Below are 26,439 nucleotides of genomic sequence, written 5' to 3'. Positions count from 1 at the left end.
GGAGACGATGCACCCTCCGCGAGCCGTATTCGCCGACGCGCGAACGGTGCCTGGGCGAGGAAGCGATGAGCGATTTTTCAGATTTCCAGCGGGACATTGCCGATGCCGCGAGGGCGACCTTCAAGGCGCTGCGGGCGTTGCACCCCGACGAACATTTCTACGCGTTCGCGCTTTATACGGACAGCGGCGCGATGACGGTGGTGCCGGCCGCCAATTCGATCGAGGGGCTGGGCCGGATCCGCGCGCAACGGGCGATCGCGGACGACGATCCGGCGCCGTGGTGCACGTGGGGCTCCGCCGAATGGGCGTACGAGGCGGCGGAGGCCTCGCCGTTCAACGCGATCTGCGGCAGGCTGGCCGACGAAGTGCTGAGCCCGCGGTTCGTCCAGTCGCGATTCGCGGCATTCTCGCGGCAACTGCAGACCGACATGATCGAGGCATTGCGGCTGCTCGACCGCGAGGGCCTGTTCGGTACGGGCGAGGACAGGGCGGCCATCACGCTGTTCGTGTCGATCAGCGACGACGACGCGGCCGAGGCGCTGGAAAACGCATCGGCGAAAGCGCTGAATCCGCCGGCCGTCGCCGACGCATTCCTGCGCCGTTACGGCTGACCGGCATCGGGATACCGCACGGCGGCCCGGACGGGCGGCCGCCGTGCGTGCCGCATTACGGCTTCGCGCCCACCACGAATTCGAACGTCGCGACGCCGTCGACGCCGCCCGTCACGCGGTCGCCCGGCTGCAGCGCGCCGACGCCGGCCGGCGTGCCGGTGAAGATCAGGTCGCCGGCCTTCAGCTCGACCGAACGCGACACGTAGGCGATGACGTCGGGCACGGCCCAGATCATGTCGGCCAGATCGCCTTGCTGGCGCGTGTCGCCGTTCACGGCGAGCCAGATGCGGCCCGTCGCCGGGTGGCCGGTGGCCGATGCCGCGCGCAGGGCGGTCACGGGGCCCGATGCGTCGAAACCCTTCGCCCAGTCCCACGGGCGGCTCAGCTTCTTCGCCTCGGCCTGCAGGTCGCGGCGCGTGAGGTCGACACCGACGCCGTAGCCCCAGACGTGCGACAGCGCGTCGGCCGGGTCGATCGACCGGCCATCCTTGCCGATGGCGACCACCAGCTCGATTTCATGATGGAGGTCGTTCGTCAGCGGCGGATAGGCGACGGTGCCGCTGGCCGGGACGATCGCGTCGGCCGGCTTCGTGAAGAAGAACGGCGGTTCGCGGTCGGGATCGGCGCCCATTTCGCGGGCATGGTCGGCGTAGTTGCGGCCGACGCAGAATACGCGGCGCACCGGAAAGCGCGCGGACGACTGGTCGACTTCGACGGAAGGACGCTCGGCGGCGTCGATGACATAGGCGGACATCGGATGGCCTCATTCGGTGGGAAGACGGATACCGGTGCCCGTGCGGCGCCCGGGTCGGCATGCGTGCAACGATACCCGACGCGCGGGCGGCCGGATGCGACGCAACTGCGTTTTACCGGGACAAAACTACGTGTCGGCGGCCGCCGGCGCATCGTCGCCGTCCGGGAGCGCGGCGTTCGCGTCGCGGTAGGCCTTCGGCGACACGCCGACGCGCGCCCGGAAGCGCCGCGCGAAATACCCTTCGTCGCGGAAGCCGACCGAGCGCGCGATGTCCGCGATGCGCCGGCTCGTGTGGGCCAGCAGCGATTGCGCGAGCGCGATCCGGCGCTCGGTCACGAGATCGGTGAACGTGCTGCCGGTTTCCTTGCGGATCAGGTGCGCGAGATAGTTCGGCGACAGGAACGCGGCCTCGGCGGTCGCGGCGAGCGTCAGGTCCTCGCGGGTCAGGTTCGCGCGGACGTGCCGCAGCACGCGCGCGAGCGCGTCGCGCCGGCCCGCGCGCTGGGCGCCGCGCTGCGCGAGCTTGTCGAGCGCACCCGCATACTGCGTGCAGACGAGCCCGATCAGCTGCAGCAGATAGCCGCGCAGCAACGTGGTCGAGCCGAACGTGCGCACGCGATCGGTGTCGAGCATGCACAGCGCGAGGCGGCGTGCCTCGTCGAACGTGTCGCCGGTCAGGATGAAGTCGAGATGCTCCTGGAAGCGGAACGGCGTCAGCTCGGGGAAGCGGTGTGCGGGCACGTCCTCGAGATCGAGCGGATCGACGTCGAGATCGGCGCGCAGGAACGCCTGGCTGAAGTTGATCACGATGAAATGCGCGCCGTCCGGATGCGGGATCAGGTGCTCGCGGTGCGGCAGCACGAACGCGAGCGCGCCGCGCGGAAACGGCCGCGTGACGCCGCCGATCCGTTGCTCGGTGTCGCCGCCGAGGTTGAACTGGATCTGGAAATACGCGTGCCGGTGCGGCTCGGTGATCGCCTGCCGCGACGCCTGGTCGCGGATGTAGAAGTCGAGCCGGTCGCTGCGTTCGGGCATCCCGTACAGGCGCGGCGGGGCGGTGGAGGACATGAGGGATTCTGCTGTGGATGACGCGGTTGAGCCGCGATGGTACAGCGAACCGGGCGCGGCCGGAACGTGCGGGCGCGTGGCGGCGCGGCGATCAGGCGTCCGGATGGAAGCCGAGATAGCGGGCGTGCGGCTCCGTGCCGCGGGCGGCGAGCATGCTCGATGCACCGACCGACACGAGCGTTTCCACCGTGGGCGCGCGGTTCGACACCAGCGTCCATTCGATTGCGGCGCCGGTTTCGGCCGGCAACGGGGTGCGCAGGTCGGTCAGCGCGGCGAGCAACGCTGCGGCCGGCGGCGCATGAACCATGAAGCCTTCGTTGGCGACGGCCGCGGTGTCGATGCCCAGCGCCGCGCACAGCCGCGCGCGCAACGGCGTCTCGGCTTCACTCGCCGCGCGCGAGCGTGCGATGGTCTCGTGCGTTGCCGCGTCCACGAGCATGCCGCCGCGGACCAGCGGCGCGTGCCGCCACGCGTCGGGCGGGCATTGCTTGCCGCCGGGCATCAGCGGCACGAACGGATTGACTTCGGCCGGATAGATCCGGCATACGAGCGGGCGTTCGTCGTAGATCCCGCAGCGCAGGTCGTCGCGCAGGTTCGGGCACGGGCCGGCATGCGACGCGGTGAGCACGGCCGTGATGCGCACGGGCAGCGAACCGCTCGTCGCGGGCGTCGAACGCGCGCGCTTGTAGGCAGCGAAGGCGTCGCCGGGCTCGGGTTCGACGGGCCACGGCATCGCGTCGCACAGCAGTTCCACGTGGCCGCCGCGTTGCAGCCATGCGATCGCCTCGTCGAGCGTCAGCGGAATGCGCAGGTCGCGGCAGCATGCGCCGCATCCGGTGCAGGCAAAGTCGAGGTCGGTCGAGGTGGTATTCATGAGGGGATGGCGGGGACATCGGGCGGGACGCGAGGCGTGGCGAGGCCGCCGGTGATTGCGTTCATCGGCCGAGCAGCGGTGCCACGCGGCGGCGGAGTTCGGGCACGACTTCGGCGTCGAACCACGGGTGGTGCTTGAACCACGCCTGGTTGCGCGGCGACGGATGCGGCAGCGGCACCACGCCGGGGCCGTAGTCGCGCCACGCGTGCACGGTGTCGGTCAGCGTCGCCTGGCGCGTGTCGCGCAGGAAATGCCGCTGCGCGTACTGGCCGACCAGCAGCGTCAGGCGGATCGACGGCAGTTCGGCCAGCAGCCGGTCGAGCCACAGCGGCGCGCACTCCGGGCGCGGCGGGTTGTCGCCGCTCGCGCCGCGGCCCGGATAGCAGAAACCCATCGGCACGATCGCGAAGCGTGCTTCGTCGTAGAAGGTATCGGCGTCGACGTCGAGCCAGCCGCGCAGCCGCTTGCCGCTCGCGTCGTCCCACGGGATGCCGCTCGCGTGGACGCGTGCGCCCGGCGCCTGCCCGACGATCAGGATGCGTGCGTCGCGATGGGCGCGCACAACGGGGCGCGGGCCGAGCGGCAGGTCGGCTTCGCAGGCACGGCACGCGCGGATTTCGGTGAGCAGCACGTCGAGCGGCGCGCGCGTACGTTTCGGCATCGATTCGGATCGGGGACGGAGTGGACATGCGGTGTCGCCCGGGCGGTGCCTGCCGGCCGCCGCTGGGTGGCCCGGAGCGGTGTGGCGCGGCCCGGGAGCGCGCCTTCGGCTTCAGGCGCGCGCATTACGCGCGCGACGGGCCCGATGCGCCGCCTTCGGCGACCGCAGCATCATACAACGCGGTCTGCGCGATTGCCGCGGCGATCGCCGCATCGTCGTGCGGGCCGTCGAGCATCCCCCAGCGCCGGTATTGGGACAGGAACCAGCGGCCTTCGAGCGGATCGGGCCGGTTCACGGTACCGCCGTCGTGGAAGCGGATCGGCAGCGGCGGCGTGGCGAACGGCCCGGCGCCGTAGTCGCCGAGCAGGCGCGGCGCGATCAAGCGGGCCGGCACGCCGAGCGCGTCGGGCGACGCGAGCCAGTCGGCGGCCTCGCGGCGATGCGCGGCGCTGTCGAGCCACGCACACGCATCGACGAGCGTGCGGATCAGCGCTCGCGCGGTGGCCGGATACAGCGCGACGAAGTCGCGCCGTGCCGCCAGCACCTTTTCCGGATGATCGGGCCAGATCTCGCTCGTGACCGCGACGGTGCGGCCCGCGCCGCATGCGTCGGCCACCGCGTGCCATGGCTCGCCGGCACAGAAGCCGTCGAGCTCGCCGCCGGCGAGCGCGGCGACCATCTCGGGCGGCGGGATCACGACGCTGCGCACGTCGCGCAGCGGATCGACGCCGTGCGACGCGAGCCAGTGGTTCAGCCACATCGCGTGCGTGCCGGTCGGGAACGTCTGCGCGAGCAGCGGCTTGCGGCCGAGCGTCGCGAACGTGTCGCGCAGGCTGCCGGTGTCGCGGAACGCGTCGGCGAGGCCGCGCGACAATGTGATCGCCTGGCCGTTGCGGTTCAGCACCATCAGCGCGGCCATGTCGGCCTGCGGGCCGCCGATGCCGAGCTGCAGCCCGGTGACGAGGCCGTACAGCGCATGCGCGGCGTCGAGTTCGCCGCTCAGCAGCTTGTCGCGCACGGCGGCCCAGGACGGCTGGCGGCTCGGCTCGAGCGTGAGGCCGTGCCGCGCGCCGAGGTTCAGGCGCTGCGCGACGATCAGCGGGGCCGCGTCGCTCAGCGCGACGAACCCGAGGCGAAGATGGGCGCGTTCCGGCGCGGCGGGAGGTGAGGTATCCATGGCACTCATGACTGGGGTGAGGCGTCGAGCAGTTGGCGCGCGACGTCGACGATGCGCAGGCCCTGATCCATCGCGCGCTTGCGCAGCGCCGCGTACGCATCGTGCTCGGACAGCTTGCGCTGGTCCATCAGCGCGCGTTTCGCGCGGTCGATCAGCTTGCGTTCCGCGAGTTCGCGCTCGACGTCGGCCAGCCGGCGGCGCAGCGCATCGTCGTGCGAGAAGCGCGCGAGCGCGACTTCGAGAATCGGGGCGAGCCGCTCGGCCGACAAGCCTTCGACGAGATACGCGCTGACGCCCGCGCCGACCGCCGCGCGGATCAGTTCCTGGTCGGCGTCGTGGCTGAACATCAGCACGGGGCGCGGCGCGGTCGTGTGCATCACCGCAAGTTGTTCGAGCGTGTCGCGCGACGGCGAATCGGTGTCGATGATCACGACGTCGGGGCGCTGCTCCTCGACGGCTGCCGGCAAGCGCGCGGGTGTCGCGACGTCGTTCAGCATCTCGTAGCCGAGGCGCGCGAGCGCGTCGCCGAGCTCGCCGATCGGCTTGTCGGTGTCGGTAACGAGCAGCACGCGCAGGCGGGGGGGCTGGGCAGGCGAACTCATGAGGCAGGCGACAGGAGCGGTGAAGCCGCGGGGCCGCGCGCGAACGGCGCATGCAGGCCGCGCGCGTGGCCGTTGGCGGCGGGAACGGAGAGCGGCCGAAGCCGTGCGAAGCCGCGCATGTCAGGCGGCCCGCGAAAACACCGTGCCGACCGCGGCATCCGCATCCTGCGCGGCGGCTTCGCCGATCGCGCCGCCGACGAGGATCACGGCCGGGCTGCCGAGCCGCGCGGCGTCGATGCCGTGCGCAAGCGTGCCGAGCGTGCCGGTCCAGCGGCGTTCGTCGGGCGTGCCGGCCCATTGCACGGCAGCCGCCGGCGTCGACGCCGGCAGCGCGGCGAGCAGGCCCGACGCGATGCGGTCGATGCGGCTCATCCCCATGTAGATCGCGAGCGTCATGCCGGTCGCCGCGAGCCGCGCCCAGTCGGGTTCGCCGTGATCCTGGCGGTGCGCGGTGACGAACGTGACGCCCTGGCAGTGCGCGCGGTGCGTGAGCGAGACGCCGAGGCTCGCGGCGGCCGCGAATCCCGACGAGATGCCGCTGACGATCTCGACCGGAATCGCGGCGGCGCGCAGTGTCGCGAGTTCTTCGCCGGCGCGGCCGAACAGCAGCGCGTCGCCGCCTTTCACGCGCACCACGTGCGCGCCGCGCAGCGCATAGCGGCGCATCAGCTTCTCGATGAATGCCTGCGGCGTGGAGCGGCAGCCGCCGCGCTTGCCGACGCGGATCACGCGCGCCCGCGGCGCGAGTTCGACGATGCCGGGCGCGACGAGGTCGTCGAGCAGCAGCACGTCGGCGGCGGCGAGTGCCTTTACGGCCTTCAACGTGAGGAGATCGGGATCGCCGGGGCCGGCGCCCAGCAGCGTGACTTTGCCAGTCGTCATGTCGTGTTCCATTGCCGCATGCGTGCGTGCGGCGGTCGATAACGGTCTGCGCGGTGGCGGCGGGCGATCGAAACGCACCGGCATCCGCCGTGCCGCGCACGGGAGGGACGCCGTTGTCCTGGGGGAGCCTGCCCCGAAGGGCGGGCAAGGGTTTGCGGGAACTGCCCACCGGCGCCGTTGCCGGTGTCGCGCACGAGATCGAGCAATATCCGGGCCAACCGGTGCACGGCCCGGCACGCACCGCGCGCGAGCAGCCGCCATGCCGTATCGCGTGCGTCGCGCGCCACGTGTGCGCACCGCGATGTCGCACGGCGACAGTGCTGCAGCGCACCACATCTGTGCCTCGTTGCCTCACCGCGCAGCGTCCGACGCGCGTCGCCGGGCGCCGCATGCCGGCCGGCGAGCCTTGTGCGGCGGGGCTGCGGGCCCGATTGGCGGCAACATGGCATGGCGTTTGCGTAAGCCGATTCGGGCGGATCAACGGCGATTCGTCCGCAGTACCGATTACCGACGCGCCCGGCAACGGGCTTCATGGGCAACGGCGTCCTACGCATCGGGTCTCGACGAGACCGGGTGCGCAGGACGCCGTTTTTCGTTTGGCGGATGACATGACCGACAAAGCTACCCGTATCGATCTCTTCAGCTTCCGCACCGCGCCGATGCGCGCGTTCCACCTGACGTGGATGGCGTTCTTCGTCTGTTTCTTCGCGTGGTTCGCGTGCGCGCCGCTGATGCCGCTCATTGCACGCGAATTTCACCTGACGGCGGCTCAGGTCGCCAACATCAACATCGCCGCGGTGGCCGCGACGATCGCCGTGCGGCTGCTCGTCGGCCCGTTGTGCGACCGCTTCGGCCCGCGCCGCGTGTATGTCGGCCTGCTGCTGCTCGGCGCGATTCCCGTGTTCGCGGTGTCGTTCACGCACGACTACCTGTCGTTCCTGATCTGCCGGCTCGGCATCGGTGCGATCGGCGCGGGCTTCGTGATCACGCAGTACCACACGTCGGTCATGTTCGCGCCGAACGTCGTCGGCACCGCGAACGCGACGACGGCGGGCTGGGGCAACGCCGGTGCCGGCGCGACGCAGGCGCTGATGCCGCTGCTCGTCGCCGCCGGCCTGATGCTCGGCCTCGGCGAGGATTCGTCGTGGCGCGTCGCGCTGGTCGTGCCGGGCGTCGCGATGCTCGTGATGGCCTGGGCGTACTGGCGTTTCACGCAGGACTGCCCGCAAGGCGACATCATCGCGCTGCGCAAGGAAGGCGTGACGGTCGACAGCGGCAAGAAGGGCGGCTGGGCGAGCTTTGTCGCCGCATGCGCGAACTATCGCGTGTGGATGCTGTTCGTCACCTACGGTGCGTGCTTCGGCGTCGAGGTATTCATCCACAACATCGCCGCGCTGTACTACGTCAATCACTTCAGCCTGTCGCTGAAGGACGCCGGTTTCGCGGTCGGCCTGTTCGGGCTGCTCGCGCTGTTCGCCCGCGCGCTCGGCGGCTGGCTGTCCGACAAGATCGCCGCGCGCCGCAGCCTCGACGTGCGCGCGGCGCTGCTGTGCGCGCTGATCGTCGGCGAAGGGCTCGGGCTGATCTGGTTCTCGCATGCGCAAAGCGTCGGCGTCGCACTCGTCGCGATGCTGGCCTTCGGCCTGTTCACGCACATGGCCTGCGGCGCGACCTACGCGCTGGTGCCGTTCATCGACCGCAAGGCGCTCGGCGGCGTCGCGGGGATCGTCGGCGCGGGCGGCAACGTCGGCGCGGTGGCGGCGGCTTTCCTGCTGAAGGGCGTGGGCGACGTGCAGCAGACGCTGAGCCTGCTCGGCCTCGTCGTGACCGCGACCGCGCTGTGCGCGATGGCCGTGCGCTTTAGCGAAGAACACAAGGCACGCGAAGCCGAGCTGCGCGATCGCGCGCTGGCCGCCGCCAACGCCGCGAACTGATCGAGCGAAGGAACCTTCACCATGAAACTCATCGTCATCGGCCACGGCATGGTCGGCCACAAGTTCCTCGAATGCGTCGCGGCGCAAGCGGGCGCGGCGGGCGCGCTGCAGGTCACCGTGCTCGGCGAGGAGCCGCGCCCGGCCTACGATCGCGTGCACCTGTCCGAGTTCTTCGCGGGCAAGTCGGCGCACGACCTGTCGCTGGTCGAGCCGGGCTTCTTCGAGCGTCATCCGCAGTTCGACCTGCGGCTGAACGCGCAGGTCGCGTCGATCGACCGCGCCGCGCATACGGTCACGCTTGCGTCGGGCGAAACGCTCGCGTACGACAAGCTCGTGCTCGCCACGGGCTCGCGCCCGTTCGTGCCGCCGGTGCCGGGGCGCGATCGCGCAGGCTGCTTCGTGTACCGGACGATCGAGGATCTCGAGGCGATGCAGGCGTGCGGCGCGCACGCGAAGCGCGGCGTCGTGATCGGCGGCGGGCTGCTCGGCCTCGAATGCGCGAAGGCGCTGCGCGACATGGGGCTCGACACCCACGTCGTCGAATTCGCGCCGCGGCTGATGGCCGTGCAGGTCGACGACGGCGGCGGCCGGATGCTGCGCGCGAAGATCGAGGCGCTCGGCGTGACCGTGCATACGGGCAAGAACACGCTGGAAATCGTCGACGGCGAGGACGGCGCGCACCGGATGGCATTCGCCGACGGCACGCATCTCGACGCCGACATGATCGTGTTCTCGGCCGGCATCCGTGCGCGCGACGAACTGGCCCGTGCGTGCGGGCTCGACACCGGCCCGCGCGGCGGCATCGCGATCGACGACGCGTGCCGCACGAGCGACGCTGACATCTACGCGATCGGCGAATGCGCGGCCTGGAACGGCATGGTGTACGGCCTCGTCGCGCCCGGCTACGACATGGCGCGCGTGGTCGCGACGCAGCTTGGCGGCGAGGTCGGCGCGGGGGCCGCAGCCGCGTTCGCGGGCGCCGACATGAGCACGAAGCTGAAGCTGATGGGCGTCGACGTCGCGAGCATCGGCGACGCGCACGGCACGACGGCCGGCAGCCGCACCTACCAGTATGCGGACGAGCGCCGCCAGGTCTACAAGAAGCTCGTGGTATCCGACTGCGGCAAGTTCCTGCACGGCGCGGTGATGGTCGGCGACGCGGCCGAGTACGGCACGCTGCTGCAGATGATGCTGAACCGCATCGAGCTGCCCGAGTCGCCCGAATTCCTGATCCTGCCGTCGTCGGACGGCGCGGCGAAGCCGGCGATCGGCGTCGACGCGCTACCCGCGGCCGCGCAGATCTGCTCGTGCAACAACGTGTCGAAGTCGCAGATCTGCGCGGCGGTCGCCGACGGCGCGACGAGCCTCGGCGCGCTGAAGACGTGCACGGGCGCCGGCACGTCGTGCGGCGGCTGCGTGCCGCTCGTCACGCAGATCATGAAGGCCGAGATGCGGAAGCAGGGCCTCGCGGTCGACAACCATCTGTGCGAGCACTTCCCGTATTCGCGTCAGGCGCTGTTCCACCTGATTCGCGTCGAGCGCATCACGACCTTCGACGAACTGCTCGCGAAGCACGGCCGCGGGCTCGGCTGCGACGTGTGCAAGCCGGCCGTGGCGGGCATTCTCGCATCGTGCTTCAACGAGTTCGTGCTCAAGAAGGCGCACGCGGGGCTGCAGGATTCGAACGACTATTACCTCGCGAACATCCAGCGCGACGGCACCTACTCGGTCGTGCCGCGCATGCCGGGCGGCGAAGTCACGCCGGAAGGGCTGATCGCGGTCGGTCAGGTCGCGAAGAAGTACGGCCTGTACACGAAGATCACCGGCGGCCAGCGCGTCGACCTGTTCGGCGCGCGCGTCGAGCAGTTGCCGTCGATCTGGGAGGAGCTGATCGCGGCCGGCTTCGAGTCGGGGCACGCGTACGGCAAGGCGCTGCGCACGGTGAAATCGTGCGTCGGGTCGACCTGGTGCCGCTACGGCGTCGGCGATTCGGTCGGTCTCGCGATCGACCTCGAGCATCGCTACAAGGGGTTGCGCGCGCCACACAAGATCAAGTTCGGCGTATCCGGCTGCACGCGCGAATGCGCGGAAGCGCAGGGCAAGGACGTCGGCATCATCGCGACCGAAAAGGGCTGGAACCTGTACGTGTGCGGCAACGGCGGGATGAAACCGCGCCATGCGGAGCTGCTCGCGTCCGACCTCGACCGCGACACGCTGGTCCGCTACGTCGACCGCTTCCTGATGTTCTACGTGCGCACCGCCGACCGGCTGCAGCGCACCAGCGTGTGGCGCGACAACCTCGAAGGCGGTCTCGACTACCTGATCGACGTCGTCGTGCACGACAAGCTCGCGATCGCGGCCGAACTCGAAGCCGACATGCAGCACGTGGTCGACACCTACGAATGCGAATGGAAGCGGGCCGTCACCGATCCGGATACGCGCAAGCGTTTCCGCCACTTCGTGAACAGCGACGCGCCCGACACGACCATCGAATTCGTCGAGACGCGCGGCCAGATCCGGCCCGCGACACCCGGCGAGCGGGCGGGCGGCAAGCGCGTGCCGATTCCCGTCGTGGCCGACAGCGCGACCGAACCGGCAACCGCCTGACCGATATCCGCATCACTTCAAGGAGCCCGTCATGAACGATCGTCTTTCGCCATCCTGGACCCGCGTGTGCGCGCTCGACGACATCGTGCCGAACACCGGCGTGTGCGCGCTCGTCAACGGCGCGCAGGTCGCGGTATTCCACGTCGCGCATGCCGACGGCGGCGTGTTCGCGATCGACAACGTCGATCCGGTATCGCAGGCGGCCGTGATGTCGCGCGGGCTGATCGGCAGCCTCGGCGAGCGCATCGTGGTCGCGTCGCCGCTGTACAAGCAGCACTTCGACCTGCGCACCGGCGAATGCCTGGAGGCGCCCGAGCAGTCGGTGAACGCGTATCCGTCGCGGGTCGAGGACGGCTTCGTATGGATCGCGGCCTGACCGTCCCGGAGCACGCATGACCGCCACCCCCGTCAAGAGCGTGTGTCCGTACTGCGGCGTCGGCTGCGGAATGGTGCTGCACGTCGAGGACGGCGAAGTCGTCAAGGTCTCCGGCGACGCCGACCATCCGGCCAACTTCGGGCGGCTGTGCACGAAGGGATCGTCGGCGCACGTGGCGCTGCGCCGCTCGGGACGGCTCGACCGCGCGTTCGTGCGCCGCGCGCGCGAGGACGACCTCGTACCGTTGCCGGCGCGCGACGCGATCGCCGAAACCGCGCGCCGGCTGCGCGCGGTGCTCGATGCGCACGGCCCCGACGCGCTGTCGTTCTACGTGTCGGGGCAGATGTCGATCGAGGCGCAATACCTCGTCAACAAGCTCGCGAAGGGTTTCGTCGGCACCCACAACATCGAGTCGAACTCGCGTCTCTGCATGGCGAGCGCGAGCACCGGCTACAAGCAGTCGCTCGGCGCGGACGGCCCGCCCGGGTCGTACCAGGACTTCGATCGCGCGAACCTGTTTTTCGTGATCGGCGCGAACATGGCCGACTGCCACCCGATCCTGTTCCTGCGAATGATGGACCGTGTGAAGGCCGGCGCGAAGCTGATCGTGGTCGATCCGCGTCGCACCGGCACCGCCGACAAGGCCGACCTGTTCCTGCAGATCCGGCCCGGCACCGATCTCGCGCTCGCCAACGGGCTGCTGCATCTGCTGCATGCGAACGGCCGCACCGATGCCGCGTTCATCGACGCATACACGGAAGGCTGGGACGCGATGCCCGCGTTTCTCGCCGACTACACGCCCGAACGCGTGGCCGCGATCACCGGGCTCGCGGAAGCCGACCTGCGCACGGCCGCGCAATGGATCGGCGACGCGCAGGAATGGATGAGCTGCTGGACGATGGGGCTCAACCAGAGCACGCACGGCGTGTGGAACACCAACGCGATCTGCAACCTGCATCTGGCAACCGGCAGGATTTGCCGCGCCGGCAGCGGCCCGTTCTCGCTGACCGGTCAGCCGAACGCGATGGGCGGGCGCGAGATGGGCTACATGGGGCCGGGCTTGCCGGGCCAACGCTCGGTGCTGTCCGACGACGACCGCCGCTTCGTCGAGGACCTGTGGCGCGTGCCCGCCGGCACGCTGCGCAAGGACGCCGGCAAGGGCACGGTCGACCTGTTCGAGCGAATGGCGGCCGGCGACATCAAGGCGTGCTGGATCGTTTGCACGAACCCGGTCGCGACCGTGCCGAACCGGCGGAACGTGATCGCCGGTCTGCAGGCCGCGGAGCTCGTGATCGCGCAGGACGCGTTCCTCGACACCGAGACCAACCGCTACGCGGACATCCTGTTGCCCGGTGCGCTGTGGGCCGAGGGCGACGGCGTGATGGTCAACTCCGAGCGCAACATGACGCTGATGCGCGCGGCGGTCGCGCCGCCCGGCGACGCGCTGCCCGACTGGCGCATCGTCGCGGAAGTCGCGCGTGCGATGGGCTTCGGCGAGGCCTTCGACTATGCGTCGGCGGCCGACGTGTTCGACGAGATCGTGCGCTTCTCGAATCCGGCGACCGGCTACGACCTGCGCGGCGCGAGCCATGCGGCGCTGCGCGACGGCCCGGTGCAATGGCCGGTCGCGCCGGGCACCGCGCGCGAGCGGCATCCGGTCCGCTACCTGAACGACGGCGTGAGCCAGACGCCGCGCACGGCCGCCGACGGCGGCGATGCGCCGCGCATCGCATTCCCGACACCGTCGGGCAAGGCGCGCTTCTTCGCGCGGCCGCACGTCGACCCGGCCGAACTGCCCGACGACACGTTCCCGATCGTGCTGAACACCGGGCGGCTGCAGCATCAGTGGCACACGATGACGAAGACGGGCAAGGTCGCGATGCTGAACAAGCTCAACCCGCGCCCGTTCGTCGAACTGCACCCGGACGATGCGCGCGCGCTCGGCATTGCGGCGAAGGACGGCGTCGAAATCCGTTCGGCGCGCGGCCGCGCGGTGCTGCCGGCCGTCGTGACCGAACGCGTGCGGCGCGGCAACTGCTTCGCGCCGATGCACTGGAACGACGTGTACGGCGACGACCTGTGCGTCAACGCGGTGACGAACGACGCGATCGATCCGGAATCGCAGCAACCCGAACTGAAATATTGCGCGGTCGCGCTGCGGCGCGTCGACACGGATGCGTTCGCGTCCGCCGATGACGACGCGGCGCAACCCGATGCATGCGCCGACGACGCGGGGCCCGCGCCGGCGCCGGTGCAGGCTGCTGCTTCACAGGAATCCGACATGGCAGACATCGACACTTTCGCGGCCGCGCTCGGCGTCGCCGATCTCGCGCCGCCGCCGTTGACCGATACCGAACGGCTGTATGTGGCGGGCCTCGTCAGCGGGCTGAAGGCCAGCGCCGGCCGGCGCGAGGGCGGTGTGCCGGTGCTGCCGGCCGCCGCGCCGTTGACGCCGCCGGTGCGGCTCTGGCTCGACGGGATGCTCGCGGGCCTGTTCAGCCGCTCGCTGCCTGCGCATGCGCAGGTTGCCGACACCGCCGCGCTGCCGGCCGAGACCGCCGCATCCGGCGGCGTGCGGATCGTGCGCACGCGACCGAAGGTCGTGCTGCTGTGGGCGTCGCAGACCGGCAACATCGAATCGCTGACCGACGACTACGCGACGCGGTTGATGAACGCGGGTTTCGAGATCCGCAGCGCGTGCATGTCCGACTATCCAGTCGCGTCGCTTGCCGGTGCGCAATACGTGCTGCTGATGACGAGCACGTTCGGCGACGGCGACGCACCCGACAACGGCAGCGAGTTCTGGGACGCGCTGCGTGCCGGCAGCGCGGCACGGCTCGACGGCGTGCATTTCGCGGTACTCGCGTTCGGCGACCGCAACTACGACCAGTTCTGCGGCCACGGCCGCCGCCTCGACGCGCGGCTCGCGGAACTCGGCGCGGCGCGCCTGTGCGCGCGCGTCGATTGCGACGTCGAATTCCAGCACGATGCCGACCAGTGGCTCGAACGCGTCGTCGCGCGGATCAAGGAGGCCGACGCGGCGCTGCACGCGGTGCCGTCCGGCGGGATGAGCCCGCCGGGGCTGCTGCCGACGAAGGCGCAGCCGGCGCCGTCGAAGCTCGTCGCGAACGTGCGGCTCAATCGCCCGGGCGCTGCGAAGGACACGCGCTACGTGTCGCTGTCGACCGACGGCGCGAACCTCGAATACGAAACCGGCGATGCGCTCGGCGTGTGGCCGACCAACTGCCCGGAACTGGTCGACGAACTGCTGTCGGTGACCGCGCTGAAGGCCGATGCGCCGGTGTCGGTGGCGGGTGTCGGCGAGATCCGCCTCGGCGACGCGCTCGCGCGCCACTTCGACATCACGCGTCCGCATCCGGATACGCTCGCGTTCATCGCGTCGCGCAGCGCGAACGGTGCGCTGAAGGCGCTGCTCGGCGACGATCGCAAGGGCGACCTGAAGCAATGGCTGTGGGGGCAGCAGCTCGCGGACGTGCTGCACGCGTTTCCGGTCGATCTGTCGGGCACGGAGCTGGTCGGCATGCTCAAGCGCATGCAGCCGCGCCTCTATTCGATCGCGTCGAGCCCGAGCGCGCACCGGGGCGAGATTCACCTGACCGTGTCGGCCGTGCGTTATCACAACGGCCGTCGCGCACGCAAAGGCGTCGCGTCGACGTTCCTCGCCGATCGCGCGGACGATGGACGCGTGCCGGTGTTCGTGCAGAAGTCCGCGCATTTCCGGCCGCCGGTGAACGGCGACGTGCCGATCGTGATGGTCGGCCCCGGCACCGGCGTCGCCCCGTTCCGCGGGTTCCTGCACGAGCGGCAGGCGCGCGGCGCGCGCGGGCGCAACTGGCTGTTCTTCGGCGAGCAGCACGCGCAGACCGACTTCTACTACGGCGACGAACTCGGTGCGATGCACGACAGCGGCTTCCTGACGCGGCTCGATCTCGCGTTCTCGCGCGACCAGGCCGACAAGATCTACGTGCAGGACCGGATGCGCGAGCAGGGCGCCGAGTTGTTCGCGTGGCTGGAGGAAGGCGCGCACTTCTACGTGTGCGGCGACGCCGCGCGGATGGCCAGGGACGTCGATGCGGCGCTGAAGGCCGTCGTTGCCGAGCACGGCGGGATGTCGGACGAAGCCGCGAACGACTATGTCGCGCGGCTCGCGAAGGCTCGGCGCTACATGCGCGACGTGTACTGACCGCGCGAGCGGCGGCGCGCCGTCCGGCGCCTGCCGCCCGGCTCGTCATTGCTGCCGTTCCCATGCGCGCGCCTGTTCGGCGCGTACGAATGCTTCCGACGATTCCGGCAGCAGGTTGCGGAACGCGCCGCCGTCGCTGTCGATCACGTCGACCATCTTCGCGATCATTTCCTCCGGGTCGTGCTGTTCGAGCGGGAACGTCAGCCGCTCGGGCGTCACGGTATGCACGGCGGGATCGCGCCAGCGCCGCGTCGTTTCCATCATCCGGTCGTTGAAGCCCGTGCGGTACGGGCCGGGGTTCACGACCGCGACGCGGATCCCGTGCGGCGCCAGTTCCGCCTGCATCGCCTCGGCCACCGCTTCGACCGCGTGCTTCGACGCGCAATACGCACCCGTGAACGGCCCCGTGATCAGGCCCGCGATCGACGACACGAACACGATCTTGCCGTGCCCGCGCGCGAGCATGCCGCGCGCGATCTGCTGCGTGAGTTCGAGCGGACCGAACACGTTCACGTCGAACAGCTCGCGGACGATCTCGACCGGCAGGTCGACGAGCGCACCGGCCTCGCCGACGCCCGCGTTGTTTACGAGCACGTCGATGTCGAGTTCCGCCGCGCGGGCGCGATCGTGCGCCGACGTGACGTCGAGCTTGATCGCGCGCAACGCGGCGCCGCGTTGCGCGGCGGCGGCCGTCAGTGCGTCGATTTCGGCGGTGACGCGAACGCCGGCCGTCACGTCGTGACCGCGCGCGGCGAGCCGTAAGGCGACCTCGCGGCCGAACCCGGTGCCTGCGCCGGTGATGAGGATGCGCTTCTGTGTCATGGGCTTACCCTGTGGTTGGGAGGTGGAGCGTTGCCGGAAAGCGGTCGCGGCCGTGTCGCGCGATCGCGGTGTCTTCATCGACGCTGCCGCCCGAGACGCCGATCGCGCCGACGCAGCGCCCGTTGCCGTCGATCAGCGGTTCGCCGCCGCCGAACGTGACGAGCCCGCCGTGACTGTGCTCGATGCCGTGCAGCGGACCGTCGCCCGACATCGCGCCGAGCGCATCGGTCGACGCACGGAAGCGGACTGCCGTCAGCGCCTTGCGCTGCGCGAGATCGATCGCGCCGAGGAAGCAATCGTCGGTGCGCACGAAGGCGAGCAGGTTTGCACCGGCATCGACGATGGCGATGGCGACGCCGTCGACCTGCAGCGACGCGGCGTGCGCGAGGGCCGCATCGATCGCGTGACGGGCGGCTGCGAGCGGCAGCGCGGCGGTAACGGGTGACATGCGAAGCTCCGGTGAGACGACAGCGTCAGTGTAGGCAGTTGCGGTATATGGGAGAATCCGCATTCCGCTCGAAAGAGTTTCAAGTTTTTCTAATGATGGGCAGACGCGATCCGATGGCCGGGCTGCACGTGTTCATGACCGTCGCGACGGCCGGCAACTTCACGCGGGCCGCCGCCGCGCTCGGCTTGACGCCGGCTGCCGTCAGTCTCGCGATCGGGCAGCTCGAGGGCGAGCTGAACGTGAAGCTGTTCAACCGCAGCACCCGCGGCGTGAGCCTGACGGAAGCCGGGCAGCGCTACTGGCGGCAGACGGAGCCCGCGTACCGGCAGGTCATGCAGGCGCGCGACGAGCTGAAGGACGCGCGCAGCGAGCCGAGCGGCGTGTTGCGCGTGACCGCGCTGCCGCTGGCGCGCTCGCTCGTGATCGCGCCCGTACTCGCCACGTTTCGCGAGCGTTTTCCGAAAGTCCGGCTCGAGATCCGCTACGAGAACGAACTGGTCGACATCGCGAAGGACGGGTTCGATGCGGGAATCCGGCTGGCCGACCGGTTGCAGCCGGGCATGATCGGCGTGCGCATCGCGCCGGCGCTGACGTGTGCGTTGGTCGCGTCGCCCGGTTATCTGGCACGGCATGGCGTGCCGGCGTCGATTGCGGCGCTCGGGCGTCATGCGTGCATCCGGTTCCGTTTCTCGGAAAGCGGACGCCTGCACAAATGGCTGCTGCAAGACGGGCCGCGCGACGTCGACCTCGATCCGGACGGCGTGTTCGTGACGAACGATGCCGACGCGGTGATCGATGCGGCGCGCGCGGGTGTCGGCATTGCATTCGCGTTCATGCGCGAGCGCATCGAGCAGGATCTGCTTGATGGCTCGCTCGTCGAGGTGCTGCCGGGCGTGTGCCGCACACTGCCGCCGATGTGGCTGTACTACGTGAATCGCAAGCACGTGCCGGCCAAGCTGCGCGCGCTCATCGACGTGTTGCGCGAGCGCGACGGCGCGGACGCGGCGTGATCGCCGCAGCGGCCGGCTGACTGCAGCGCTGGCCGAGGCGGCGCATGATGGCGGCTCCAGCCACGAAGCCACGGAGTCGCGTCATGACGGCAGCCCGGTTTTTCCCGATTCGAACCCTTGTGATCGCCGCAGCGCTGGCCGGTGCCGCGACCGGTAGCGCGCCGGCCGTCGGCCAGACGTCGACCGTGCCGGCGGGCTCGGCCGCTGCGACGCCGGATAACGCGATACTCCTGACGGTTTTCCTGAAACACGACCAGGCGCGCCCGCTCGCCGAGCTGAATGCGCAACTCGCGAAGCAGGGGTTCTACAAGGCGTTTCCGCCGCCGGGCGTCGAAGTGGTGAGCTGGACCGTGACGATGGGGATCGGGCAGATCGTCGTGCTGCGGCTGCCGGCGTCGCGGCTGCGCGAGGTCAATCGCGTGCTCGAGGATACGGCGTGGGGCGCCTATCGGACGGAGTTCTATCCGACTTACGACTACAAGGCAATCGCGTTGGGGGAGCGTGAGCGGGGGAGGTGAAGCGTGATCCGGCGTGTCATGGTCCCGCGATATCGTCCGGTATCGACCGTGTCGAAATTCAGCCGGGAAATGGCCGGAACAGAATTGAGGCGAGTGCCTTTCGATTTTGTCCTGGAGGGAGCCGGGGGATTATGTGTCTTCGTAAATGCATTGCGCATTGAGCGTGACGGAATAACGTGGAATGTTTTGGAGAGAGTCGCCATTTGGTGACATTCTTTAAAAAATAATAGAAATGGCTGCCTGCCGCCCGTCACGTTATCGTGAGTGGGGGCGTCTGTAGCTGACGCGATCATGCGGACAAGGGCGACACGGGACAAAAGTGGTCGTATTGTTGCGGGTTCGGCTTATCGGACCCCGTTTTCTGGTAAGATCCCGCGATTTGAAAAGTATTCACAATGAAGTCGGGGCTGGTGTAAATAAAAAAGAACGCCGATATCGCTTTCTGCCGATAAATTTGGCGCAAGGAACGGATTGACCAGTTTGGCGTCGATGTCAAACGGAAATGAATCACACATGATGCGAGAGACCAGAAAATTGCCGCTTGTCGTCGATCTCGACGGCACGCTGACGACGTCGGATACCTTGATGGAATCCGTGATACGCGTCGTCAAGCATCAACCTGCAAACCTGCTGAAATTGCCTTTCTGGCTCGTGGGCGGCCGCGCTGCATTCAAGGGCAAGGTCGCGGAACAGGTTGGTTTTCGGGCCGAGACGCTTCCCTACCGCGAGTCGCTTGTCGATTATCTGGCCCACGAGCGTAAAAGTGGTCGCAAGATCGTGCTGGCAACGGCGGCCCATCGTTCGATTGCCGAGCAGGTGGATGCTCATCTCGGTTTGTTCGACCTCGTCATTGCAACCCATGGCGATACGAACCTGAAAAGCGAGACGAAGCTTGCCGGCATTCGTCAACAAGTCGGCGACGATTTCGTCTACGCCGGAGACAGCAAGGCCGACATCCCGATCTGGGCGAATGCGAAGGGCGCCATTCTGGCGGGCGTCGCCCCCGGTATTGCCGCGGACGTCCGGAGCAACATTCCAGTCGAACGCGAGTTTCCGAACGAGCCTGTCGGGTTCCTGACCTGGTGCAAGGCGTTGCGAGTCCATCAATGGTTGAAGAACCTGCTGCTGTTCGTCCCGCTGTTGACGGCCTTTGCATTCTTTGACGTCGCCAAGGTTGCCACGCTCGTGCTCGCGTTTCTGTCGATGTCACTGGGGGCATCCGCAACGTACATTGCCAACGATCTGTGGGATCTGGACAACGACCGGCGCCATCCGCGCAAGCGCAATCGTGCGTTCGCGAACGGCACGTTGTCGATCGCCCAAGGTATCGGGGGTGCCGCGCTACTGCTCGTGATCGCGCTTGCATTGGCATTCGCGGTGTCGTCCGAGTTTGCGGGAATGTTCGTGCTGTATCTGATATTGACGACCGCATACAGCTGGAGCCTGAAATCCGTCGTGCTGCTCGATGTGGTGGCGTTGTCGCTGCTGTATACGCACCGGATCGTCGCGGGAGCGGTTGCAGCTGAAATCCAGGTCAGCCGCTGGCTTCTCGCGTTTTCCGTGTTTGCCTTTCTCAGCCTGGCGCTCGTGAAGCGTTGCTCGGAACTGGTGTTCCTCCGCCAGAACGGAAAACCCGTATCGGCGGGCCGTGACTATCGTGTAAGTGATCTCGAAGTACTCTGGCCGTTCGGGATCGGCGCGTCGCTTGCCGCGGTGGTCGTGTTCGGCTTGTTTATCAATGCGCCTGAAACGGCCGCCCGTTACACGATTCCCCATCTGCTCTGGTTCGTTCAGATCGGCCTGATCTACTTGTTCGGCCGACTTTGGATCGCAACGGTGCGTGGCGCGATGCACGACGATCCAATCGTCCATATTCTCGAAAACCGGGGTAGTCTCGGCATGCTTTGCGTCATGGTGGCGCTCGTGCTGGCTGCTCACTTTCTGCCCGTGCTGTAAGTAGCGCGGATCCCTATGACGGAAATGAACCGAAACCGCGTGCGGGCATTCTGCCGCTTCGCCATCGTCTACGTGTTGCTCTTCGTGTGCGCCGGTAACATCACCAACAGCATGTTGTTGAAGTGGGGGTTCCGTGACGATCAGAAAGGCGATTTTGCAACGAGCTACAGTCTCGTGGGAATGATGAACGGCGATGCGCCGAAACCCTTTGTCTATCGTTCATCATTTCCGAAAGCCGCGAAATGGATGGTCGAACGCCTCGGGCAAGCCAGGCAGGACAAGCTGTTCAAATCGATCATCCGCCATGATTCGCTGCGCAACGCCTATTTCACGAACGTGCCGGACAAGTATTGGACACCGGTCGTGGCGCTTGTCTATCACCTGACCTACATTGCGATCGTACTGTCGACGCTGCTGGCGCTGTGGATGGTGTACAGGCTGGCCCGGCTGCATGGGTTGAGCTTCGGGCATTCCGTCGGATTTCTGGCGGCGTTCAGTTTCGTTTACCCGCTCACATTTCAGCAGGGCGGCTACTACTACGATTTCTTCGAACTCCTGGGTGTGCTGGCGGCGTGCTACTTCGTATTGACGAAGCGCCTGCTGGCTTGCACGCTGACGATTGCCGTTTTCTCGCTGAACAAGGAGACGTTCTTCCTGGTTCCGCTCGCATTTTTCTTCCTGCATGAACGCGACGTCGCGTTGTCGAGGCGCGTTGCATGGCTGGTTGTGCAATTGGGCATTTGCGCGGTGACCCGGCATTTCATCATGAGCGGTTATGGCGGGAACGCGGGCGGCTTCGTTGAATATCATATATGGGACAACCTTAAGTTCTGGCTGAATCCGGTGTCCTACTTGTCGTTCTATAACCTCGTCGGCAAGGGAATTTTTACGCCGAGCCTGGAAAACCCGTTGATGCTCGTGCCGCTTGCGGTGTTCTTCCGGGCGGCTTGGCGAGCGACGCCCGCACGTTATCGAGCTTACTTCCTTGCGGCGTTCCTTCCGGTGCTGCTGCTGTTCTGCTTTTTCGGTTATCGGGACGAGGCGCGAAACTTCTCGGTCGTCTTTCCTGCGATCGTGTTGATCGCTCTCCATGGCGCGAATCGGTTCAATGCGATCTTTGGCGGGGGCGCCGGCGAGCCGGACGGCGTTCGTGTCCGGTCCGGTCGTCGGCCCGACGTTGCCACGGTGACGGAGGTCGCGAGATGAATTGGCTGATTGTGATCGCGAGTGGTGCTTTCGGCGGGCTGGCCAGCCTGCTGCTCAGAGTGGCGGCGCTCAAGGGGATTGCGCTTGGCGAGTCGAGCGTATTGCCGTGGATGGTGCGCGGCGCGGCGGTAGGGGCTTATGGTATTGGGTTCGTGCTCTACGCGGTCGCTCTGCGCAAGACTTCGCTCGGCGTTGCGTATCCGACCATGGTTGCGATCTCGATGCTCGTCGTGCTGGGGTTCACGGCGCTGCATGAGCATCTGTTGCGACCGATGCAGGCAGTCGGTGCACTGGTCATCCTGATCGGTGTCTGGATGGTCACGCGTTACGCGTAAATCATAAATGGCCTGGCGTTCGGGGTACCACCGTTGTCGCCACGTGGTCCAGACTGCATCACCGGCCAATCGTCGAAGCCGGGATTGCAACCTTTCAAGCGACGGGCGGCACGTCAGATGACCCGGCCCCGTTTCAGCAGCGCCCACTCCCCGACAAATTCGTCCTCGCCCTCCGCGCCCCGTCCGGCGGATTTTTCCCAAATGCATCACAAGTCATTCATCCGATGAAAAAACTGCCCGTGTTCCCGGTATGATGCGCACCTTGCGTTTGTGCGGTGCACGATTTTTATGTGTTGTCAGCTCGCCCGGCGAGTCACAAAAGCGCACAATGCGAACCTGAAAGATTCTGTAATATAAATTCCGTATACTCGTAAGTTCTGATCCAGGCGCCGCCGGGCCCCGTCTTCGGCCGACCGCCCACGCAGAACAACCAGATACGTCGCCGCTTGGCTTGCCTGCGCCGCGACACGCTATGCACCACCACTGAACAATTTATGTCTTCCCGCCACTCTGGTTCGCCCGGCCGCGCCGCGGCGGTGATCGCCCGTGCCCGGGCGTTGATCCGCAACGAGCGCGTGCTGTCGCCGCTGCTCGCGCTCGGCATCGGCCTGCTGCTGATCGTGGTTTTCCAGCACCTGTCGGAATCCGTCGACTACCGGTCGGTGATCCGCCAACTGCGTCACCTGTCCGCCGGCGAGTGGGGCGCGTCGCTCGCCGCGACGGCCCTCAGTTATCTCGCGCTCGTCGCCCGCGACGCGGTCGGCCTGCGCTATGTCGCCGCGAAAGTACCGCGCGTCGCGCTGTGGATCGGCGCGATCGCCGGCTCCGCGCTCGGTAACGCAACCGGTTTCGGCGCACTGACGGGCGGCGCGGTCCGCGCGCGCGTGTACGGCGTATCGGGCGTGACGCCCGCGCAGATCGGCCGGATGACCGTCTTCACGAGCGGCACGCTGGCGCTCGCGATGGTGCTGATGACGGCGGTCGGCATGGTCTGCGTGCCGGAGGCGCTTGCCGCGATGCTGCACGTGGCGCCCGGCGTGCTCACGTGGACCGGCGCCGCGCTGCTCGTGGTGCTGGCCGTGATGGTCGCGATGTGCGGCCACACCGCGCGCCCGGTCGTCACGCGCTTCAAGTGGCTGTCGTTCGACGTGCCCGCGCGGCGCGATCTCGTCGCGCAGGTCGTCTACGCGGTGCTCGACGTCGTCGCGGCAGGCCTGACGCTGTGGGTGCTGCTGCCGGCCGCGCCGGTCGGTTTCCCGACCTTCATCACCGTCTACGCGGCCGCCTTGCTGCTCGGGATGATCGGCCATACGCCGGGCGGGATCGGCGTGTTCGAAGCCGCGATGGTGTTCACGCTCGGCCGCGAAGTGCCCGCGCACGCGATGGTCGCCGCGCTGATTGCCTATCGCGCGATCTATTTCGGCGTGCCGCTCGTGCTGTCGGCCGGCCTGCTGGCCGGTTTCGAGGGCCGCGCGCTGCGGCGCCGGCTCGTCACGCGGCAGGCCGTGCGCGTGTCGCAGCTCGCACCGGTGTTCCTGAGCCTCGTGACGTTCGCGGTCGGCGGGATGCTGGTGATCTCGAGCGCGACGCCGGCGTTCTGGCATCGGATCGCGATCCTGCGTCATATCGTGCCGTTGTGGGTGCTCGAAGGCTCGCAGGTGATCTGCAGCGTGCTCGGCGTCGCGCTGCTGTTCGTCGCGCGCGGGCTGCTGCGGCGGCTCGACGGCGCATGGTGGATGACCTTCGCGTTGACGCTCGCGAGCCTCGCGCTGTCGCTCGCGAAGGGTCTCGCGTTCGTCGAGGCCGGCGTGCTCGGCACGCTGCTCGTGCTGCTGCTCGTCAGCCGCCGACGCTTCAACCGTCATTCGTCGCTGCTCGCCGAGCGCTTCACGGTGAGCTGGTTCGTGTCGGTGACGATGGTGCTGATGCTGGCCGTGTGGGTGCTGTTCTTCGCGTTCCGCGACGTACCGTACACGCGCGAGCTGTGGTCGCATTTCTCTTTCGATGCGCGTGCGCCGCGCGCGCTGCGCGCGACGCTCGCGGCCGGCGTGTTCGTTGCGCTGTTCGCGCTGTGGCAACTGCTGCGTCCGGCGCCCGGGCGTTTCGTGAAACCCGCGGAGCAGGACCTGATCGACGCGGAGCAGATCATCCGCGCGCAGGAATGCAGCGACGCGGGCCTCGCGCTGATGGGCGACAAGTCCTTCCTGTTTTCCGAATCGCGCCGCGCGTTCCTGATGTACGCGAAGAACGGCCGCACGTGGGCCGCGCTGCACGACCCGGTCGGGCCGCGTGAAGAATGGCCGGCGCTGATCAGCAAGTTCATCGCGCTCGCACACGCGCACAGCGGCCGCGCGGCGTTCTACCAGGTGCGCGCGAACGCGCTGCCGCTGTATCTCGACGCGGGCCTCACGCTGATGAAACTCGGCGAGGAAGCGCATATCGCGCTCGACCGGTTCGACCTGAAGGGTTCGAACCGCTCCCACCTGCGCTACGCGCTGCGCCGCGGCGACAAGGACGCGCTGACGGTCGAGGTGATCGCGCCGGGCGACGTGCCGGCCGCGCTGCCGGCGCTGCGCGACATTTCCGACGGCTGGCTCGATAGCCGCGATGCGCGCGAGAAAAGCTTCTCGGTGGCCGCGTTCCACGACGGCTATCTCGCGACGCAGTCGGTGATGCTCGTGCGGCAGGCCGACAAGCCGATCGCGTTCGTCACGTTCATGACGACCGATCTCAATACCGAGGCGACGGTCGGCGTGATGCGCCATCTGCCGGACGCGTCGCCGTACGCGATGGAGTATCTGTTCACGCAGCTCGCGCTGCATCTGAAGGAAGCGGGTTTCCGCAAGCTGAGCCTGGGCATCGCGCCGTTCTCGGGAATGGGGGCGGCGAAGATGCCGTCGCCGTGGCACCGGCTCGGCCTGATGGTCTGGCGCTTCGGCGGCCGCTTCTACAACTTCCGCGGCTTGCGCGCTTTCAAGAGCAAGTTCGAACCGCACTGGGAGCCGCGTTATCTCGCGGCCTCGGGCTCGGTCGGCGTGTTCGTCACGCTGGCGGATCTGTCATTGCTGGCTGGAGGTCGGCGCTCATGAGTTTGAAGAAGGGAATCGCGCGGGCGGCAGCCGCCTGCGCGGGAATGATGCTGGCCGGCGCCGCGTGCGCCACGCAGCCGGCCGCCGTGAAAGCCGAAACCGTGTCGGGCGGCCGTTATGGGCCCGTTACCGTGACCAAACCGAGCGGGCCGCTGCGCGGATTCGTCGTGCTGTTCTCGCGTGAGGCCGGCTGGAATGCCGCCGATCAGCAGGCGGCCGACGCGCTCGCGAAAGCCGGTGCGATGACGGTCGGCGTCGATACCGAGCGCTACGCGATGAATCTCGCCGCGAAGCAGGAGACCTGCCACCACCTCGACGGCGACGCCGAGGCGGTCAGCCATCAGCTCGAACGTCTCGCGCAGTCGTCGCGTTATTTCACGCCGATCGTCGCGGGCGTGGGCCAGGGCGGCGCGATCGCGAAGCAGATCCTGTCGATGGCGCCGGAGAACACGATCGCCGGCGTCGTGTCGGTCGCCCCGGCCGCGAAGCTCGATCCGCGCTTCAAGCCGTGCCCGCCCGATCCGACGATCGTGCGCCGCGCGATGCCGGGCTTCGTCGAAACGGCGGCCGCGGGCGACAACACGAAGCTGGTCTCGCTCGTCACGTCGCACCTGCGCGACAGCGGCAGCGGCGATGAACTCGACGTGTCGGATCTGCCGCTCGTCGAACTGCCGGCCAAGGGCGGCAGTGACCGGCTGGCGATCGTGATCTCGGGCGACGGCGGCTGGCGCGATCTCGACAAGACGATCGCCGAGGCGTTGCAGCGCGACGGCGTGTCGGTGGTCGGCATCGACAGCCTGCGTTATTTCTGGAGCGAGAAGCCGCCCGCGCAAGTGAGCCGCGATCTCGCACGCGTGATGCGCACGTACATGGCGCGCTGGCATGCAAGCCGCGTGGCGCTGGTCGGCTACTCGTTCGGCGCCGACGTGATGCCGTTCGCGTACAACCGGCTGCCGGCCGACCTGCGCGACAAGGTCGCGGTGATGTCGCTGCTCGGCTTTGCGCCGTCCGCCGATTTCCAGATCCGCGTGACGGGCTGGCTCGGGATGCCCGCGAGCGACAAGGCGCTGAAGGTCGCGCCGGAAATCGCGAAGGTGCCGCCGCAGCTCGTGCAGTGCTTCTACGGCGCGGAAGAGAAGGACACGATGTGCCCGGCGCTCGCGAACACGGGCGCCGACGTGATCAAGACGCAGGGCGATCACCACTTCGGCCGCGACTACATCGCGCTCGAGAAGAAGATTCTCGGCGGGTTCGGCAAGCCGGTGGCGGCGCGCTGAACGCTGGCGCCCGCGTTGCCGCGGGCAC

21 protein-coding genes are annotated in these 26,439 nt (G+C 68.2%); 12 read left to right on the top strand and 9 right to left on the bottom strand.

The features are described 5' to 3' along the window. Positions 1-65: 65 nt before the first annotated feature. The gene (locus AC0KUR_RS14895; RefSeq protein WP_175028563.1) at positions 66-611 is read left to right on the top strand and encodes a DUF4303 domain-containing protein; all 546 of its coding nucleotides are present in this window, start codon (positions 66-68) and stop codon (positions 609-611) included. A gap of 55 nt (positions 612-666) precedes the next feature. On the opposite strand, the gene AC0KUR_RS14890 is transcribed toward AC0KUR_RS14895, so the two are convergent. From AC0KUR_RS14890 to cobA, 7 genes are all read right to left on the bottom strand, one after another. Then, positions 667-1,365 carry a fumarylacetoacetate hydrolase family protein gene (locus AC0KUR_RS14890; RefSeq protein ID WP_046548002.1) on the bottom strand — a complete coding sequence of 233 codons (699 nt, stop codon included), beginning with the start codon at positions 1,363-1,365 and terminating at the stop codon, positions 667-669. A 126-nt stretch (positions 1,366-1,491) separates the two neighbouring features. Beyond that, positions 1,492-2,433, bottom strand: a complete 942-nt coding sequence (locus AC0KUR_RS14885) for a helix-turn-helix transcriptional regulator (protein WP_049032577.1) — start codon at positions 2,431-2,433, stop codon at positions 1,492-1,494. A 91-nt stretch (positions 2,434-2,524) separates the two neighbouring features. Then, a complete protein-coding gene (locus AC0KUR_RS14880; RefSeq protein ID WP_124608838.1) occupies positions 2,525-3,307 on the bottom strand; it encodes a YkgJ family cysteine cluster protein in 783 nt (260 codons plus the stop codon). 61 nt (positions 3,308-3,368) lie between these two features. Then, on the bottom strand, positions 3,369-3,968 hold the full coding sequence (locus AC0KUR_RS14875) for a uracil-DNA glycosylase family protein (protein WP_069704686.1): 600 nt from the start codon (positions 3,966-3,968) through the stop codon (positions 3,369-3,371). Positions 3,969-4,092: 124 nt separating this feature from the next. Beyond that, a complete protein-coding gene (locus tag AC0KUR_RS14870; RefSeq protein ID WP_034191243.1) occupies positions 4,093-5,145 on the bottom strand; it encodes a CmpA/NrtA family ABC transporter substrate-binding protein in 1,053 nt (350 codons plus the stop codon). 5 nt (positions 5,146-5,150) lie between these two features. Then, positions 5,151-5,747: an ANTAR domain-containing response regulator gene (locus AC0KUR_RS14865; RefSeq protein WP_034191244.1), complete on the bottom strand. Its 597-nt coding sequence runs from the start codon at positions 5,745-5,747 to the stop codon at positions 5,151-5,153. Between the two features lie 120 nt (positions 5,748-5,867). Then, positions 5,868-6,629 (bottom strand): uroporphyrinogen-III C-methyltransferase, encoded by a 762-nt coding sequence (gene cobA / locus AC0KUR_RS14860; RefSeq protein WP_034191648.1) that lies wholly within the window; start codon positions 6,627-6,629, stop codon positions 5,868-5,870. Between the two features lie 608 nt (positions 6,630-7,237). Here cobA and AC0KUR_RS14855 point away from each other — a divergent pair. The 4 genes from AC0KUR_RS14855 to AC0KUR_RS14840 are packed head-to-tail and all read left to right on the top strand — an operon-like array spanning position 7,238 to position 15,750. Further along, positions 7,238-8,563 (top strand): MFS transporter, encoded by a 1,326-nt coding sequence (locus tag AC0KUR_RS14855; protein WP_034191245.1) that lies wholly within the window; start codon positions 7,238-7,240, stop codon positions 8,561-8,563. A gap of 21 nt (positions 8,564-8,584) precedes the next feature. Beyond that, a complete protein-coding gene (gene nirB, locus AC0KUR_RS14850; protein ID WP_226193962.1) occupies positions 8,585-11,170 on the top strand; it encodes a nitrite reductase large subunit NirB in 2,586 nt (861 codons plus the stop codon). Positions 11,171-11,201: 31 nt separating this feature from the next. After that, positions 11,202-11,546, top strand: coding sequence for a nitrite reductase small subunit NirD (gene nirD, locus AC0KUR_RS14845; protein WP_034191247.1), 345 nt, complete (start codon positions 11,202-11,204; stop codon positions 11,544-11,546). Positions 11,547-11,562: 16 nt separating this feature from the next. After that, complete coding sequence (locus AC0KUR_RS14840) at positions 11,563-15,750, top strand: molybdopterin-dependent oxidoreductase (RefSeq protein ID WP_473376097.1); 4,188 nt, start codon at positions 11,563-11,565, stop codon at positions 15,748-15,750. Between the two features lie 45 nt (positions 15,751-15,795). On the opposite strand, the gene AC0KUR_RS14835 is transcribed toward AC0KUR_RS14840, so the two are convergent. Continuing rightward, positions 15,796-16,572: an SDR family oxidoreductase gene (locus AC0KUR_RS14835; RefSeq protein WP_034191249.1), complete on the bottom strand. Its 777-nt coding sequence runs from the start codon at positions 16,570-16,572 to the stop codon at positions 15,796-15,798. Between the two features lie 4 nt (positions 16,573-16,576). Further along, positions 16,577-17,020, bottom strand: coding sequence for a GlcG/HbpS family heme-binding protein (locus AC0KUR_RS14830; RefSeq protein ID WP_069704690.1), 444 nt, complete (start codon positions 17,018-17,020; stop codon positions 16,577-16,579). Between the two features lie 95 nt (positions 17,021-17,115). On the opposite strand from AC0KUR_RS14830, the gene AC0KUR_RS14825 reads away from it, so the two are divergent. From AC0KUR_RS14825 to AC0KUR_RS14795, 7 genes are all read left to right on the top strand, one after another. Further along, a complete protein-coding gene (locus AC0KUR_RS14825) occupies positions 17,116-18,030 on the top strand; it encodes a LysR family transcriptional regulator (protein ID WP_034191251.1) in 915 nt (304 codons plus the stop codon). Between the two features lie 83 nt (positions 18,031-18,113). Continuing rightward, entirely contained in the window at positions 18,114-18,548 is a 435-nt protein-coding gene (locus AC0KUR_RS14820) for a hypothetical protein (protein WP_301740982.1), read from the top strand. A gap of 516 nt (positions 18,549-19,064) precedes the next feature. Further along, positions 19,065-20,504 (top strand): UbiA family prenyltransferase, encoded by a 1,440-nt coding sequence (locus AC0KUR_RS14815; protein WP_034191649.1) that lies wholly within the window; start codon positions 19,065-19,067, stop codon positions 20,502-20,504. A 15-nt stretch (positions 20,505-20,519) separates the two neighbouring features. Next, entirely contained in the window at positions 20,520-21,710 is a 1,191-nt protein-coding gene (locus AC0KUR_RS14810) for a hypothetical protein (RefSeq protein ID WP_473376096.1), read from the top strand. Further along, positions 21,707-22,045 (top strand): DMT family transporter, encoded by a 339-nt coding sequence (locus tag AC0KUR_RS14805; RefSeq protein WP_034191254.1) that lies wholly within the window; start codon positions 21,707-21,709, stop codon positions 22,043-22,045. Before AC0KUR_RS14810 ends, AC0KUR_RS14805 begins: the two co-directional genes overlap by 4 nt. A 494-nt stretch (positions 22,046-22,539) precedes the next feature. Beyond that, the gene (mprF, locus tag AC0KUR_RS14800; RefSeq protein ID WP_034191255.1) at positions 22,540-25,134 is read left to right on the top strand and encodes a bifunctional lysylphosphatidylglycerol flippase/synthetase MprF; all 2,595 of its coding nucleotides are present in this window, start codon (positions 22,540-22,542) and stop codon (positions 25,132-25,134) included. After that, positions 25,131-26,411, top strand: coding sequence for a virulence factor family protein (locus tag AC0KUR_RS14795; RefSeq protein WP_059556607.1), 1,281 nt, complete (start codon positions 25,131-25,133; stop codon positions 26,409-26,411). The genes mprF and AC0KUR_RS14795 overlap by 4 nt, the downstream gene beginning before the upstream one ends. Positions 26,412-26,439: the final 28 nt, after the last annotated feature.

It is taken from the genome of Burkholderia sp. YHN3-13 (assembly GCF_055810675.1).
The sequence above is the reverse complement of the archived record's forward strand: the minus strand, read 5'-3'. Positions and strand labels throughout refer to the sequence as shown.

Bases quoted from the DNA above. Each gene is read 5' to 3' on its own strand.
- nirD (WP_034191247.1), top strand. From the start codon at position 11,202: ATGAACGATCGTCTTTCGCCATCCTGGACCCGCGTGTGCGCGCTCGAC.
- AC0KUR_RS14855 (WP_034191245.1), top strand. From the start codon at position 7,238: ATGACCGACAAAGCTACCCGTATCGATCTCTTCAGCTTCCGCACCGCG.
- AC0KUR_RS14810 (WP_473376096.1), top strand. From the start codon at position 20,520: ATGACGGAAATGAACCGAAACCGCGTGCGGGCATTCTGCCGCTTCGCC.
- AC0KUR_RS14795 (WP_059556607.1), top strand. From the start codon at position 25,131: ATGAGTTTGAAGAAGGGAATCGCGCGGGCGGCAGCCGCCTGCGCGGGA.
- AC0KUR_RS14885 (WP_049032577.1), bottom strand. From the start codon at position 2,433: ATGTCCTCCACCGCCCCGCCGCGCCTGTACGGGATGCCCGAACGCAGC.
- AC0KUR_RS14865 (WP_034191244.1), bottom strand. From the start codon at position 5,747: ATGAGTTCGCCTGCCCAGCCCCCCCGCCTGCGCGTGCTGCTCGTTACC.
- AC0KUR_RS14830 (WP_069704690.1), bottom strand. From the start codon at position 17,020: ATGTCACCCGTTACCGCCGCGCTGCCGCTCGCAGCCGCCCGTCACGCG.
- AC0KUR_RS14825 (WP_034191251.1), top strand. From the start codon at position 17,116: ATGGGCAGACGCGATCCGATGGCCGGGCTGCACGTGTTCATGACCGTC.
- AC0KUR_RS14805 (WP_034191254.1), top strand. From the start codon at position 21,707: ATGAATTGGCTGATTGTGATCGCGAGTGGTGCTTTCGGCGGGCTGGCC.
- AC0KUR_RS14895 (WP_175028563.1), top strand. From the start codon at position 66: ATGAGCGATTTTTCAGATTTCCAGCGGGACATTGCCGATGCCGCGAGG.
- AC0KUR_RS14875 (WP_069704686.1), bottom strand. From the start codon at position 3,968: ATGCCGAAACGTACGCGCGCGCCGCTCGACGTGCTGCTCACCGAAATC.
- nirB (WP_226193962.1), top strand. From the start codon at position 8,585: ATGAAACTCATCGTCATCGGCCACGGCATGGTCGGCCACAAGTTCCTC.
- AC0KUR_RS14815 (WP_034191649.1), top strand. From the start codon at position 19,065: ATGCGAGAGACCAGAAAATTGCCGCTTGTCGTCGATCTCGACGGCACG.
- AC0KUR_RS14890 (WP_046548002.1), bottom strand. From the start codon at position 1,365: ATGTCCGCCTATGTCATCGACGCCGCCGAGCGTCCTTCCGTCGAAGTC.
- AC0KUR_RS14840 (WP_473376097.1), top strand. From the start codon at position 11,563: ATGACCGCCACCCCCGTCAAGAGCGTGTGTCCGTACTGCGGCGTCGGC.
- AC0KUR_RS14870 (WP_034191243.1), bottom strand. From the start codon at position 5,145: ATGGATACCTCACCTCCCGCCGCGCCGGAACGCGCCCATCTTCGCCTC.
- AC0KUR_RS14835 (WP_034191249.1), bottom strand. From the start codon at position 16,572: ATGACACAGAAGCGCATCCTCATCACCGGCGCAGGCACCGGGTTCGGC.
- AC0KUR_RS14880 (WP_124608838.1), bottom strand. From the start codon at position 3,307: ATGAATACCACCTCGACCGACCTCGACTTTGCCTGCACCGGATGCGGC.
- cobA (WP_034191648.1), bottom strand. From the start codon at position 6,629: ATGACGACTGGCAAAGTCACGCTGCTGGGCGCCGGCCCCGGCGATCCC.
- AC0KUR_RS14820 (WP_301740982.1), top strand. From the start codon at position 18,114: ATGACGGCAGCCCGGTTTTTCCCGATTCGAACCCTTGTGATCGCCGCA.
- mprF (WP_034191255.1), top strand. From the start codon at position 22,540: ATGTCTTCCCGCCACTCTGGTTCGCCCGGCCGCGCCGCGGCGGTGATC.